At 72.3% G+C, this 13,025-nt stretch carries 13 protein-coding genes and 2 pseudogenes; 8 read left to right on the top strand and 7 right to left on the bottom strand.

The window, feature by feature from the left end; translation table 11 throughout:
* Positions 1 to 1,317: pseudogene (locus tag ABD211_RS27870) on the bottom strand (helicase-associated domain-containing protein); the annotation flags it as partial.
* Positions 1,318 to 1,444: 127 nt separating this feature from the next.
* On the opposite strand from ABD211_RS27870, the gene ABD211_RS27865 reads away from it, so the two are divergent.
* The 3 genes from ABD211_RS27865 to ABD211_RS27855 are packed head-to-tail and all read left to right on the top strand — an operon-like array spanning position 1,445 to position 2,748.
* On the top strand, positions 1,445 to 1,636 hold the full coding sequence (locus tag ABD211_RS27865; protein ID WP_344138275.1) for a hypothetical protein: 192 nt from the start codon (positions 1,445 to 1,447) through the stop codon (positions 1,634 to 1,636).
* 21 nt (positions 1,637 to 1,657) lie between these two features.
* On the top strand, positions 1,658 to 2,317 hold the full coding sequence (locus ABD211_RS27860) for an HAD family hydrolase (protein WP_344138273.1): 660 nt from the start codon (positions 1,658 to 1,660) through the stop codon (positions 2,315 to 2,317).
* A gap of 44 nt (positions 2,318 to 2,361) precedes the next feature.
* On the top strand, positions 2,362 to 2,748 hold the full coding sequence (locus tag ABD211_RS27855; RefSeq protein ID WP_344138271.1) for a cold-shock protein: 387 nt from the start codon (positions 2,362 to 2,364) through the stop codon (positions 2,746 to 2,748).
* 645 nt (positions 2,749 to 3,393) lie between these two features.
* Here ABD211_RS27855 and ABD211_RS27850 read toward each other — a convergent pair.
* From ABD211_RS27850 to ABD211_RS27840, 3 genes are read right to left on the bottom strand one after another with little or no spacing between them, the layout of a single operon-like run.
* Positions 3,394 to 4,224: a 1,4-dihydroxy-6-naphtoate synthase gene (locus tag ABD211_RS27850; protein WP_344138269.1), complete on the bottom strand. Its 831-nt coding sequence runs from the start codon at positions 4,222 to 4,224 to the stop codon at positions 3,394 to 3,396.
* A complete protein-coding gene (locus ABD211_RS27845; RefSeq protein WP_344138267.1) occupies positions 4,221 to 4,931 on the bottom strand; it encodes a futalosine hydrolase in 711 nt (236 codons plus the stop codon). Before ABD211_RS27845 ends, ABD211_RS27850 begins: the two co-directional genes overlap by 4 nt.
* Positions 4,928 to 6,508, bottom strand: coding sequence for an MFS transporter (locus ABD211_RS27840; RefSeq protein WP_344138265.1), 1,581 nt, complete (start codon positions 6,506 to 6,508; stop codon positions 4,928 to 4,930). Before ABD211_RS27840 ends, ABD211_RS27845 begins: the two co-directional genes overlap by 4 nt.
* A gap of 211 nt (positions 6,509 to 6,719) precedes the next feature.
* On the opposite strand from ABD211_RS27840, the gene ABD211_RS27835 reads away from it, so the two are divergent.
* On the top strand, positions 6,720 to 7,556 hold the full coding sequence (locus tag ABD211_RS27835) for a DUF3027 domain-containing protein (RefSeq protein WP_344138263.1): 837 nt from the start codon (positions 6,720 to 6,722) through the stop codon (positions 7,554 to 7,556).
* A 76-nt stretch (positions 7,557 to 7,632) separates the two neighbouring features.
* Here the strand turns inward: ABD211_RS27835 and ABD211_RS27830 are convergent, their stop codons facing one another.
* Together ABD211_RS27830 and ABD211_RS27825 are read right to left on the bottom strand one after the other, a co-directional pair.
* Positions 7,633 to 7,878, bottom strand: coding sequence for a DUF2530 domain-containing protein (locus ABD211_RS27830; RefSeq protein WP_344138261.1), 246 nt, complete (start codon positions 7,876 to 7,878; stop codon positions 7,633 to 7,635).
* A gap of 24 nt (positions 7,879 to 7,902) precedes the next feature.
* On the bottom strand, positions 7,903 to 8,352 hold the full coding sequence (locus tag ABD211_RS27825) for a DUF4396 domain-containing protein (protein WP_344138259.1): 450 nt from the start codon (positions 8,350 to 8,352) through the stop codon (positions 7,903 to 7,905).
* Positions 8,353 to 8,445: 93 nt separating this feature from the next.
* Between ABD211_RS27825 and ABD211_RS27820 the strand changes: the two genes are divergently transcribed.
* From ABD211_RS27820 to thpR, 4 genes are read left to right on the top strand one after another with little or no spacing between them, the layout of a single operon-like run.
* The gene (locus ABD211_RS27820; protein WP_344138277.1) at positions 8,446 to 8,886 is read left to right on the top strand and encodes a MarR family winged helix-turn-helix transcriptional regulator; all 441 of its coding nucleotides are present in this window, start codon (positions 8,446 to 8,448) and stop codon (positions 8,884 to 8,886) included.
* A gap of 23 nt (positions 8,887 to 8,909) precedes the next feature.
* Positions 8,910 to 10,223, top strand: a complete 1,314-nt coding sequence (locus tag ABD211_RS27815; RefSeq protein ID WP_344138257.1) for an MFS transporter — start codon at positions 8,910 to 8,912, stop codon at positions 10,221 to 10,223.
* Between the two features lie 35 nt (positions 10,224 to 10,258).
* Positions 10,259 to 10,999: a maleylpyruvate isomerase family mycothiol-dependent enzyme gene (locus tag ABD211_RS27810; RefSeq protein WP_344138255.1), complete on the top strand. Its 741-nt coding sequence runs from the start codon at positions 10,259 to 10,261 to the stop codon at positions 10,997 to 10,999.
* On the top strand, positions 10,996 to 11,619 hold the full coding sequence (gene thpR / locus ABD211_RS27805) for an RNA 2',3'-cyclic phosphodiesterase (protein ID WP_344138253.1): 624 nt from the start codon (positions 10,996 to 10,998) through the stop codon (positions 11,617 to 11,619). Before ABD211_RS27810 ends, thpR begins: the two co-directional genes overlap by 4 nt.
* A gap of 1,063 nt (positions 11,620 to 12,682) precedes the next feature.
* On the opposite strand, the pseudogene ABD211_RS27800 reads toward thpR, so the two are convergent.
* Positions 12,683 to 13,025 (bottom strand): annotated as a pseudogene (locus ABD211_RS27800) (septation protein SepH); the annotation flags it as partial.

Genomic DNA, 13,025 nt, shown 5'->3' with positions numbered 1-13,025 from the left:
CCCGGCCATGACCGTCGTGGTGCCCGGCGCGGCCGCCGTGCCGTAGCGGCGCGGGGCCCGCCACGCGAGCTGCGCGAGGACCTCCTCGACCTCCGGGCCGGTGCCCGGCGGCAGGGCCGCCAGCACGCTCAGGACCCCGCGGCGCACGCCGGGCGCGCCCAGCCGGGTGATGTCCGGCGCCAGCGGCCCGATCACGCGGTCCTTGTCGTCGCGCTGCCCCACCAGGTGCGGGGCGCGGGTCATCGCGAGCCAGGTGCGGCCCAGCACCGCCCAGCGCTGCGGCAGCGGGCTCGTGCGCCACAGGTCGTACGCCGGGGTGGGCAGCCAGCGCTGCTCGTCCGTACGGGTCGGCTCGCTCGGCGCGAGCAGGCCCGCCGCGTACGCGATCTCCAGCAGCATGGCGGTGTCCGCCTCGTTCGTGCCCGCCTGCTTGGCTGTCCGGCGCAGGTCCCGGATGCCCAGCCCGCCCGCCTTGAGGACCGGCGCCGGCGTGTCGGCCAGGTCGGCGAGCAGCGTGTCGAGGTGGCGGACGGCCTCCAGCGCCTGCCCCGCCCCCGCGTTGTCGACCGCCCGGACCGGCCGGGCCTGCACGGCGACCTCCGGCGGCCGCGGGTGCAGCGTGCCGAGCGGGCCGGCGTCGCGCCGGAGCAGCAGGCCGATCTCGCGGGGCAGCTCGACCGTGTCGTCGCTGACCGCGACGAGCAGGCGCTTGCCGACCAGCCACCGCACGGGGCTGTCCCCGTCGCCGGTGCCGGCCGCGCGCAGGGCGCCGCCACGGACCGTGCCGATCGGCGGGCCGGCGGCAAGCCGGTCGAGGACCGCGCGCGCCTCCGGCGACGCGGACAGCAGCGTGCGACGCAGCTTGGCCGCGTCGTTCACCAGCGAGGCGACCGCCTCGTCGAGCTCGGCGGCGGGCCGCCCCAGCCCGGCCGGGTACGCCGAGGTGACCTCGTCGATCGCGGCGACCAGGTAGAGCTGGGTCTCGTCGCCGTACACGAGGAAGCGCTCGCGCAGCGCACGGATCGCGCGCAGCGCGTCCGCGCTGTCCACCTCCGGGCCGACGGCGAGCGCGAGCAGCGCCTCCACCGACGCCGCGTCCCCATCGGCGCGCACCAGGCGCAACCCGTCGAGGATCTCCAGGGCGAACTGGTCGAGCCCGTCGAGGGCGCGCGCCACCGACACGCGGCTCTGCGACCGTGCGGCGAGCGCGGACAGGTCGCCCGGCAGGGGAACCATCAGGTCGGGCCGGAGGTTCAGCAGGGCCGCGAGGGCCGCGTCGGGCGACGCGCGGAGCTGGTCGGCGAGCTTGCTGGTCATCGTCTATCAACGCTAGCGGCAACGGGTCCGTTCTTGGGGTCGGGTGGGCGGCCGTCGATGCTGACCGCGCGCCCGATGCTGTGGAACACTGTGCCCAACATCACCGCGCGCGGAGGAGAAGGCTGGCATGGCCGAACGTCGATCCGATGGGGACCAGCAGGGCAGGCGGCGCAGTCGCGCCAAGGTCGTGAAGCCCGGACGCCTGCCGGTCAGCGAGTTCGCGTTCGACCGCGCGGGTGCCGCCTCGCCGTTCGGTGACGACATCACGTTCCCGCTGGAGACGTCCGAGCTGACCTATCGGCACCCGACAGTGGACTAACCGCGCCCGTACTCTCGGGGCATGCCCCTCGTCGTTGGTTTTGATCTTGATCTCACCCTGGTGGACAGCCGGCCGGGGATCGCCGCCGTCTACCGGGCCCTCAGCGCCGAGACGAGCGTCTTCATCGACGCCGACGCGGCCGTGACCCGGCTCGGGCCGCCGCTCGACGAGGAGCTGGCGCGCTGGTTCCCGGAGGCGCACGTGGCGCCGATGGCCGACCGGTTCCGCGCCCTCTACCCCTCGCATGCCGTGGCCGCGTCGCCCGCGCTGCCGGGCGTGCGGGAGTCGATCTCCGCGGTGCGCGCGAGGTCCGGGCGGGTCATCGTGATCACCGGGAAGTACGCGCCGAACGCGCGCCTGCACCTCAACCACCTCGACCTCGTCGTCGACGAGGTGGTCGGCTGGGCCTGGGCGGAGACCAAGACGACCGCCCTGCTGGAACACGGGGTCGGCGTCTACGTCGGCGACCACCCGGCCGACATGCGGGCCGCGGTGGCGGGCGGGGCGGCGGCCGTGGGCGTCACCACGGGCGACTGGGGCCCGGACGACCTCACGTCGGCGGGCGCCGACATCGTCCTGGCCGATCTTCGCGACTTCCCGGCCTGGTTGAACGACTACGCGGCGTCCCTTCGTGGGCGACATGCCGGATCTCGGTTGGGAACGTCCGCGGAGGGTCGTTAGCCTTGACTGGTTCATAGTCCGCTGGGGTGAGGTTGGGGTCTACGGTGCCGACTGGTCGAGTCAAGTGGTACGACACGGACAAAGGATTCGGTTTCCTCACTAGCGACGACGGTGGGGACGTCTTCGTGCACAAGGCCGCCCTGCCCGCCGGTGTCGACGCGCTCAGCCCCGGCCAGCGGGTCGAGTTCGGCGTCGTGGAGAGCCGCAAGGGCAACCAGGCGCTGCAGGTCAAGCTCCTCGATGCGCCCACCACCGTCGCCGAGGCGCGCCGCCGCCCGGCCGAGGAACTGCACGGCCTCATCGAGGACATGATCAAGGTCCTGGAGGCGAAGGTCATGCCCGACCTCCGCCGTAACCGTTTCCCGGACAAGAAGACGTCCCAGATGGTCGCCCAAGTGGTCCACGCGGTCGCCCGCGAACTGGAGATCTGACCCTCCGCCGTGCGGCGGCGCAGGTGCTCGGCTGCCGTGGCGGTTGCGCGCGTTTGCCGGGAGTTCACGTTCGCACCTCGCTACATGCGCACAGTTAGCGGGGTTTCCGGGTTCCTGACTCGCCACATGGGCACAGTTGGCGGCCTCTAGCGGTGCCTGGCTCGCCAGATGTGAACATGTGGCGGAGTGACTGTCGGTAGGCCCGCCAGATGTGCGCATCTGGCGAGCCGCAGGCCGCTCGCCTCGCCAATAGCTCACAGTTGGCGGGCCGCGCGCATGATTACTCCGCCAACTGTGCGCATCTGGTCCACGGGGCCCGTGTCAACCTCGCCAGATGTGCGCATCTGGCGGGAGGTTGGCACGGGAGTCCGGCGTTCGTGGTTGGCAATAGCGCATAAGAAGGGCGTTTCGGGTATCTCGATCGCTTGGATCATCCGGCGCTGACGGGAAGATCGCGATCTGCGGCGCAAAGCGCAGTTCGATCATGGTTCTCGGCTCCGAAATCGCTGATCGGCGCGCAGCTCGGGTCGTTCTCGCGTCCCAGAGCCGGGCTAGCGACTACCTCACGATCGGAGTTTCCGGTACAGAAATCCTGATCTTGGGGTCGTCGCGCAGCGCGTTAGCGCGGTTTGCTCGGAGTGCTGGTCAGGGGAGGCGGGTCAGCCGTGGCGTGGGTGGGGTCAGGCCCTCGTTGGCGGCGCGGGTGAGCAGGGCGTTCACCGCGGCGTAGCCCTCGTCGCCCAGGTTCGTGGTGAAGTCGTTGACGTAGAGCTTGATGTGGGCCGCCGCCACGTCCGGGTTCATCTCCTGCGCGTGCGCCATGACGTACTCGCGGGTGTTTCCGGGTGCGTCCCACGCCTGCCGCACCGACTCGCGGACCCAGGCTGTCGCGGCGGCCGGGTCGACGGCGCCGCGCCGGGCGAGGATCGCGCCGAGCGGGATGGGCAGGCCCGTGTCGCCCTCCCACCATTCGCCGAGGTCGGCGAGGGCGGTCAGGCCGTACGTCGGGTAGGTGAAGCGGGCCTCGTGGATGACCAGGCCGGCGTCCCAGGTGCCCGCCGCCACCCCCGGCATGATCTTGTCGAACGGGACGACCTCGATGGCGGCCGGCGGCCTGGCGGCCGACCACAGGCGCATGAGCAGGTAGGCCGTGGTGCGCTCGCCGGGCACCGCGACGGTCAGACCCGACAAATCTGAAATATCCGATCCATCACGCACCAGCACCAGCGGCCCGCAACCCCGGCCGAGCGCGCCCCCGCACGGCAGCAGCTCGTACTGGTCGAGCAGCCACGGCAGCGCGGCGTAGCTCACCTTCACCAGGTCGAAGCGTCCGTCCAGCGCCGCGGTGTTGGTGACGTCCACGTCCGCGTACGTGACGTCGAACGGCGGAGCGCCGGGGACCTGGCCGTGCACGAGCGCGTGGAAGACGAAGGTGTCGTTCGGGCAGGGCGAGAAGGCGATGCGCAGGTCGGTCACCCTGTCACGGTAGCCAGTTTCTCCGCCGCGGCCGTCAACGCCGCCAGCGCGGCGGGAATTCGCCACGCGGCCCGGTCGCGCGGGCCGACCGGATTGGAGATCGTCCGCAGCTCCACGAACGACGCCCGGGCCTGGGCGGCGGCCGTCGCGACGCCGTACCCCTCCATCGCCTCGGCGAGGGCGTCCGGGTGGCGGCGGTTGAGCACCTCCATGGCCGCCGTGGTCCCCGTGACCGTGGACAGCGTCAGCACGTCGCCCGTCCGGGCGGCGGGGAGCGTCGCGCGCAGGGCGTTGAGCAGATCCTCGTCGGCGGTCACCGTGGACGAGCCGAAGCCCAGCTCGTCGAGCGTGAGGAACCCGTCCGGGGAGTCGGCGCCCAGGTCGGCGGCCACGCTGCGGGACCCGATCACCATGCCGCCGACGTCGACCCGGTCGGCGAAGCCACCCGCGATCCCCGCGTTGATGACGGCGTCGAACGGCTCGCCGGCCATCTCCGCGATCGTCAGGAACCGGGCACTCGCCGCCGCCGCTGCGGCCACACCCACGCCGGCCGCGGCCACGACCACCCGGTCGCCGGCCGCGAGCGAGTCCTCGAACGGCACGTGGTCGGGCAGTGAGAGGCCGCGCAGGATCGCCTGCCGCTCGACCTCCACCGCCGTGACGATGAGGACCCGGTCCCGGCCGAGCAGCCGTCCGAGCTTCTTCACGTGCCGCTCCGCGGGTCCGCGACGCCGCTGTCCCGCGACGACGGTCGATAGATCGTAAAGCCCGGCGGAGGTTCCTCCGCGCCGGGGCCGGCCTTCGCGACGGACACGGGTGTGGCCTGCGGCGATGGGGTTTCCGGCGGGGGTGCCGGACGGGTTTCCGGCGGGGTCTCCGCCGGGATCGGCGCGCCGTCGGCGCGGCCGGTGAGCTTGTCGCCGCGCAGCCGCCAGCCCGCCACGAACGCCCGCGCCGTCGCCAGGATGATGCCGCCGGCGGCGAGGCCGAGGCCCCAGCGCACCCCGAACGGCACCAGGCCGATCGCGGCGCCGGCCACCCAGGCCAGCATCAGCAGCGTCTCGGCGTGCGCGAACGCGCTGGCGCGCACGGGTTCGGGCACGCGCTCCTGGATCGTGGCGTCGACGGCGAGCTTCGCCAGGCCGCTCGCGACCGCCGTGGCGAGGCAGAGCAGCACGAGCGCGCCGATGCTGGCCCGCAGCGTCGCGTACACGGCGAGGGTCGACACCACGATCAGGCCGGTGGACTGCACGCGGGTGGGCCGACGGATGCGCAGCCCCGCCCCGACGGCCGTGGCGAGGAACGTGCCGAACCCCAGCGACGCGCCGACCAGCGCCAGCGCGGCCGCCGCGCCGAGGGTGGCGCCGAACACGCTCAGCGTCAGCCCGCCACTGGACCGCACCGCGAACGCGGAGAACAGCAGCAGGAAGCCGTACAGGGCGCGCAGCGTGGCGCTGCCCGCGATCGTGGACACCAGCAGCCGGCCCGAGAGCACCTTGCCGCCGTGCCCGTTGCCGTGCCGCCACGGCAGCTGGAAGATCTTCGGCAGCACCTCGGGCGGGTCGGAGTCGGCGCGCGGCGGCAGGTTCATGGCGATGAGCATGCCGATCGCGAACACCAGCGTCGCCAGCCGCAGCGGCCAGGGGTTGCCGAGCCAGTAGAGCAGGCCGCCGACCAGGCCGGCCGCGGCGCCGGCGGCGGTGCCGAACACCGAGGCGCGCGCCCCTGCCTGCGACAGCCCCATGCCGGGCGGCAGCAGTCGGGGCACGGCGGCGCTGCGCGCCACGCCGTACGCCCGGGACAGGACCAGAACCCCGAAGGCCGCGGGGTAGAGCCAGAGTCCGACGAGGTTCTCCGAGATGACCCAGGCGAGTACGCCGCGACCGAGCATCGTCGTCGCCAGGGCGTACCGCCGGCCGTGGCGGAAACGGTCCAACAGCGGCCCGACCAGCGGCGCCAGCAGTGCGAACGGGACCATCGTGACCAGCAGGTAGAGCGCCACCCGGCCCCGGGCCGCGTCCACCGGCACGCCGAAGAAGATCGTGCTCGCCAGCCCGATCATGATCAGGGTGTCGCCCGCGCACGACGCCGCGTGCAGGTCGAGCAGGCGCATCATGCCGATGTTGCCCTCGCCGCCGAGGTTACGGGCGGTGCGGACGTTGCGGGCGACCCAGCGCCCCGTGCGCGCCCCGCCGGTGGCCGTGACGCGCACCCCGCGCGCGGCGGCGCGGGTGCCGCGGGCGGTCGCGCCGACCGCACGGCCAACGGATCGCAACAGCGGCATGTCCCCATCCTTACCCATGGGGGCCGGGAGTGCGCTATCCGACCCGGACGCCGCGCGCCCGACGCGCGCCGCGTCGCGCCGAGCGGGGCCTCGTATTGGGTAGCAGAGCGCTCTGCCACCCAATACGAGTCGGACGGGGCGCGCGGTGGCGCGTACTCTCCGTGGTGACCCGAGGCGCGGACCCGGCGGCGTGGCGACTACATTGGGCACCGTGACGACGACCAGCGCGGACCAGCAGCCGACCCGCGCCAAAGCTGAGCCCCGCGCCAAGCTCGACTCGGCCTGCGCGGCCGCGGTCGACCTGGCGAGGTCGGCCGTTGACGCCGACGCTATCGGCGAGCACCTCGAAGCGGTCGCTGAGGGTGAGCGGGTCGTCACGCACTACTTCGCGTGCACGCTCGGTGGTTACAAGGGGTGGCGCTGGGCGGTCACGGTCGCCCGGGTCGCCCGCAGCAAGCAGGTCACGATCTGCGAGTCGGTGCTGCTCCCCGGCTCCGGCGCCCTGCTCGCCCCCGTGTGGGTGCCGTGGACGGAGCGGCTCCAGCCCGGCGACCTGGGCGTCGGCGACCTGCTGCCGACGACCGAGGATGACGACCGCCTCGCCCCTGGGTACGTGCTGTCCGACGACCCGGCCGTCGAGGACGTGAGCTGGGATCTCGGGTTGGGACGGCCGCGCGTGATGTCCCGGCTGGGTCGCGAGGACGCCGCCCAGCGGTGGTACGACGGCGATCACGGCCCGCAGGCCCCCATCTCGACGGCCGCCCCGCGCGATGCCCGCTGCGGCACGTGCGGCTTCTACCTGCCGCTGGCCGGCTCGATGCGGTCGGTGTTCGGGGCGTGCGGCAACCTGTTCGCCCCCGACGACGGCCGCGTGGTGAGCGCCGACCACGGCTGCGGCGCCCACTCCGAGGTTCTGCTGGAGTCGGCGGCCCCGGTCGAGGAGCTCCCCACGGTCTTCGACGACAGCGAGGTCGAATCGGTAGCGGTAAGCCGCGCCGCAGGCTCGGTAGACCAGCAATCCCCCCCGGAACCATACGGCCACGGCTGACAGCCGGCGTTTGGGACCCGTCAGGCGGGGAATTTCGCGCGTAGTAACGCACGCAAGGGCCCAAACGCCGGGAAACCTACGCCGCGTCGCGTCGACGGCGGCGGTTGGCGTCGTGGCGGAACATGACCGCCAGGCCGGGGAAGCCCCAGAGGAAGCCCGCCAGGGCGATCCAGAGCCAGTCCTCGTGGCCGTTGGCCTTCAGGGTGTCGCGGAAGAGGAAGAGGACCACGAAGGCGATCGCGAACGCGATGATCCCGGCCACGGCGAACGGGACCATCGGGGGGTCGAGGGGTTTGACCTCGGGTCGCTCGCCTTCTGCCACGGGCGACAGGGTACAGCGCCGGGATCAGTGATGGTGGTGCTGGTGTATCACGGCGTGGCCGAGCCCTCGCCCGATCAGCCACCGGTTCACCGGAAGGGTGACCACGAACGCCACGGCGAGTGAGAACGCCAGGCTCGCCCAGAACAGCCCGCTGGCCGGGCCGGCCGCCATCGCGCCGGGGACGACGAGCATGACGGCATTGTCGACGATCTCCATGACGGCGATGGAGACCGTGTCGGCGGCCAGGGCGACCTTGATCGCCGCGCCCAGCGTCAACCCGCCGCGGAGCACCCCGCGCAGCGTGAGGGCGTACCCGAAGACGAAGGCCAGGGCCACGGACAGGGCGACCGTGGCAGCGTCGGGCCAGCCGGCGGCCGTACCGATGATCATGCCGAGCACCTCGCCGATGGCGCAGCCGGTGAGGCAGTGGCGGGTCGCGGCGGCGGCGACCCGCCATGAGGTGTGGGTGCTCATACCCCCCGAGGGTATATCGGAAGCCCGGTGGCCGCCATCACAGGAAAAATCGAATGTCGTTAGCCATGCTTATTAGTTAAGCTAACGATTGTGATGGCTCCCTCTTCCCGGCGCACTCCGGCCACCCAGTTGGCCATGGAGGTGCGCGACGCGATCACCCGGCTCAACCGCCGGCTGCGTCGCACCCGGCCGCTCGGCGAGACGACGGTCGCGCAGCTCTCGGCGCTGCTCAGCCTCGACGCGGCCGGCGCCATGACCCCGCGCGAGCTGGCCGAGACCGAGCGCGTCCAGCCACCGACCATGACCCGCATCGTGGCCAAGCTGGAGGAGCGGGGCTTCGTGCAGCGCACCCCGCACCCCACCGACGGGCGGCAGGTCGTGCTCGCCCCGTCCCAGGCCGGCCGGGACATGCTCGCCGAGTACCGGCGGGCCCGCGACGAGTGGCTCGCCAGGCAGCTCGCCGCCCTCTCCCCCGAGGAGCGCGACACGGTGCAGCGGGCCGCCGAGATCTTCAACCGACTCGCCAAGGACTGACCTCAAGGAGGCGCAACCACCCCGTGCAGGCACGGCTCAACTCCACGTTCCTATCCCTCAAGGTCCGCAACTACCGGCTCTTCTTCACCGGTCAGCTGGTCTCGCTCATCGGCTGGTGGATGCAGGCGATCGGCCAGGACTGGCTGGTCCTCGACCACACCGACAACTCCGCCGCCGCGCTCGGCGCGGTCACCGCGCTGCAGTTCGCCCCCGTGCTGCTGTTCACCCTCTACGGCGGCAAGCTCGCCGACCGGTACGACAAGCGGGTCCTGCTGCTCATCGCGAACGCCATCTGGACCGTTCTCGCGATCGGCATGGGCGTGCTCGTCCTCAGCGGCGGGGTCACCCTCGGCGCGATCTACGTGTTCGCGTTCCTGTTGGGGCTGGTGAACGCCGTTGAGACGCCCGTACGCCAGGCGTTCGTCTCCGAGCTCGTCGGCCCGAAGCTGCTGCCGAACGCGATCTCGCTCAACGCCACCGCGTTCAACACCGCCCGCATCGTCGGCCCGGCCGTGGCCGGTGTCGCCGTCGCCGCGTTCGACGTCGGCCCGGTCTTCCTGATCAACGGGATCAGCTACGTCGCCGCGCTGGCCGGCCTGTGGTTCATGCGCCCGGCCGACCTCTTCCGCGACGGCCTGAAGGTCGCCAAGGACGGCCCGGCACCGCGCATCGTCGACGGCCTGCGCTATGTCTGGCGTCGCCCCGACCTGGCCCTGCCCATCGCGCTCGTGCTGGTCATCGGCCTGCTCGGGTTCAACTTCCAGCTCACCCTGGCCCTGATCGCCAAGACGGTCTTCGAGACCGGGGCCGCCCAGTTCGGGCTGCTGACCACCGCCCTCGCGGTCGGCGCGCTCGGCGGGGCGCTGGCCAGCACCCAGCGGCGCGCCCGACCCACCTCCGCCACGGTGCTCGGCTCGGCCGCCATCTTCGGTGCGCTGGAGACGGCGGTCGGGTTCGCGCCCACGTTCGCCAGCATGGTCGTGCTGCTGCTGCCGACCGGGTTCTTCATGGTCTACTTCGCGCAGGCCGCCAACCAGCGCGTCCAGCTCGGCACCGACGCCGCGCTGCGCGGGCGGGTCATGGCCCTGTACGTCATGGTGTTCCTCGGCACAACGCCGCTCGGCGCACTGCTCGTGGGCTGGCTGTCGAGCACGTTCGGGCCGCGTCCCAGCGTGTGGGTCGGGGGCCTGGCGTCCCTGGTGGCGGCGGGCGTCGCGTTCGCGTACCGCTGCTGGCGGCGCGATCTGCGGGTCCACGTGCACCTGCACCCCGTGCGGATGCACGTCGGCGAGGCCCGCACGATGTGTGTTCCCGCGGCTCGCCCCGCAGTGCGCTAGTTGATCTGTCAGCCCGGCGTGGCACGCTAACAGGCATGGACAACGATCGACTGCGGGAATGCCTCGAGGAGGACTACACCCGCCTGCGCAAGGTCGCGGCGGGCGCGGACCTCAGCGCCCCCGTGCCCAGCTGCCCCGACTGGACCGTCGCCGAGCTCGTCGACCACGTCGCGATGGTCTATCTGCACAAGGTGGCCTGTATGAAGTACGGCCGCCCGCAGGAGTGGCCGCCGGAGACGGGCGGCGAGGAGCCCTTGCCGCTGCTCGAGCGCGCGTACACCGAGCTCACCGCCGAGTTCGCCGCCCGCCCGCCGACCACGTCCGCCTACACGTGGTACGAGCCGGACCAGACCGTCGGCTTCTGGGTCCGCCGGATGGCGCAGGAGACGGTCATCCACCGCGTCGACGCCGAGCTGGGTGCCGGCGTCCCCATCGCGCCGATCCCGACCGACCTGGCCCTCGACGGCATCGACGAGTTCCTGGTCGCCTTCGTGTCCTACGGCTCGCGCGCCTGGGCCGAGGAGTTCGCCGAGGCGCTGGCGGCCGCAGCCGGCGCGACAGTGCACGTCAGCGCGGGCGATCGGGCCTGGTCGGTGGAGATCTCCGCGGACGGCGTCACGGTCACCCCCGATGGGAGTACGCCGTCGGCGGCGACCGTGTCCGGCGAGCCCGACGACGTACTCCTGTGGCTGTGGAACCGGGCCGGCGACGGCGCTGTGACCACCACGGGCGACCTGACGGCCTTCCGGCGCGTGCTGGTGGCCGCGACGCAGTGAGCACCGCGGACACGCTGCGGCTCTTCGTGGCCGTCGACCCGGACCAGGCGGCGGTCGCCGACCTGGGTGACCTGGTCGACGGCCTCGCCGTGGCCCGTCCCACCCCGCCGGGCGGCTCGCTGCGGCTGACCAGGCGCGACGCCTGGCACGTCACGCTCGCGTTCATCGGCGAGGTGCCGGCCGCGGACCGGGCCGACGCTGAGGAAGCCCTGGCCCACGCGGCGGCACCCTTCGCCGGTGCCTCGATGAGCCTGCGGATCGCGGGCGGCGGGAAGTTCAACAAGGGCCGCTTCACGGTGTTGTGGGCCGGCGTCGCGGGGGACGTCGAGTGGCTCGGCGCGCTTGCCACGGCCGTCCGTCGCGAGCTGCGCCGCGCGAAACTTCCGATCGACGACAGGTCCTTCAAGCCGCACCTGACGATCGCCCGCCCCGCAGACCGCCTCCCGCCCGACGCTCTGGCCGCCGACATCGAGGCGCTGCGGAGCTACGCGGGCCCGCCGTGGAACGTCAATGACGTGCATCTATATGCCAGCGAACTCGGTCCGAAGCCCCGCTACACCCGTCTTTTCTCCGCCAACGTGGGCACCGTCACACTCGGTGGGGCAAATGAGCGCGGTTAGCAACGGTGCCGAAAGAACCTCGTAACGCAGGGCCGGCAATATAAATCCCGACGGTCCGTGGTGGACGGCCGGCAAATAGGTCGCGGTGAGCGCTGTGACCAAGGCATCCGATGATGCGGTGGGGCCCAGCTGTAGGGACGGCAGCTGGGCCCCACTTGGTCTCCAGGCGTCGACGAACGCGACGATCTCCTCCAGGCACGGCCAGCCGGGCCGTTGGAAACTGCCAGGTGGGACATCACTGGTGATGCGCGCGGCGCGTGGGATCGCCGACGTGGCAGTGGATGACGCGCACGTCGGCGACACCGGTGAGCCATTCGAGTCGGGGACACTAGGCCCGGTCCTGGAAGGCCGCCTCGGCCACGGTTGTGACGCCGGCCCCGACGATCTTCAAGCAGTCGCAGGATCAGCTCGTCATCGGGCGGCTCGACGGCATGGACGATGCCTTCCGTGATCTCGTTCCGGCAGGTACCCCCGCCACGCGGTGCTGCACCTGCTCACCCCGCCAGGGGCCGTCTTTGGTGAGCTGGGAGAGCACGCCGCCCGCCAAGGAGTCGCTGTGCACGCCCGGCGAAGTCGAGGTCGCGCCGTTCCACCAGATGTGCACTTCTGGCGGTGGGGGCCCGGCCAGGCCCGCCAATANCAATGCCCGGTGCTCGCTAGATGTGCGCTTTTGGTGAGTCCGCAATGCCCGGTGCTCGCTAGATGTGCGCTTTTGGTGAGTCCGCAATGCCCGGTGCTCGCTAGATGTGCGCTTTTGGTGAGTCCGCAGCGCCCGGCGCTCGCTAGATGTGAGCTTTTGGCGGGCACCCGCGGCGCAGCTCTCGCCAACTGTGCACATCTGGCGGAACCGACCCCGGGCGGGACCGCCACATGTGCACAGTTGGCGGCATCAGGATGTCCCGGAGCAACCACTTGTGCACATATGGCGAGGTCGACGCGCCTACCTCGCCATATGTGCACAAGTGGCGAGTCGCGCTGCCGTCCGAAGTGTTCGCGGCGTGCCGGTGCGGAGGGCTGGACGACCTGGGCGACGTCCGCGAAGGCGACTGTCCGCGGTGGTGGGTCAGGCGTCGCGGGCGGTGGGTGCGCCGCCGAAAAGGACGTCGTCCCAGCTGGGGGCGCGCTTGCGGGGCTTCTCGGCGGCCGGCGCGTCCTCGGTCGGGGCGTCGGTGACCGCCGGGCCGCGACGGGGGCGCAGCACGGCGAGCGACGGGACCGCCGGGACCTGCTGGGCCACGTCGCGGTCGTCGTCGAACGCCGAGGGCTGCACCGCCGCGGGGCGGCGCGGCTCGGTGGACATCGGCTCCAGGCTGCGGGTGCCGCCCGTCGGCTGGATGGGGCGCTCCAGCGAGGCGAGCAGCGCGTCGCGGCCGGCGCGGATCGGGTCGCGGCCCGGGCGTGCGGGC

Origin of the sequence: Luedemannella flava (assembly GCF_039528515.1) — a bacterium.
In the GTDB taxonomy this organism is placed as follows: domain Bacteria; phylum Actinomycetota; class Actinomycetes; order Mycobacteriales; family Micromonosporaceae; genus Luedemannella; species Luedemannella flava.
This window is presented reverse-complemented; position numbering and strand designations above follow the sequence as displayed.

What these genes read in the sequence shown, in the direction of transcription:
- ABD211_RS27865 (WP_344138275.1), top strand. Translation starts at nt 1,445, where the DNA reads ATGGCCGAACGTCGATCCGATGGGGACCAGCAGGGCAGGCGGCGCAGT.
- ABD211_RS27860 (WP_344138273.1), top strand. Translation starts at nt 1,658, where the DNA reads ATGCCCCTCGTCGTTGGTTTTGATCTTGATCTCACCCTGGTGGACAGC.
- ABD211_RS27840 (WP_344138265.1), bottom strand. Translation starts at nt 6,508, where the DNA reads ATGCCGCTGTTGCGATCCGTTGGCCGTGCGGTCGGCGCGACCGCCCGC.
- ABD211_RS27825 (WP_344138259.1), bottom strand. Translation starts at nt 8,352, where the DNA reads ATGAGCACCCACACCTCATGGCGGGTCGCCGCCGCCGCGACCCGCCAC.
- ABD211_RS27820 (WP_344138277.1), top strand. Translation starts at nt 8,446, where the DNA reads ATGGCTCCCTCTTCCCGGCGCACTCCGGCCACCCAGTTGGCCATGGAG.
- ABD211_RS27810 (WP_344138255.1), top strand. Translation starts at nt 10,259, where the DNA reads ATGGACAACGATCGACTGCGGGAATGCCTCGAGGAGGACTACACCCGC.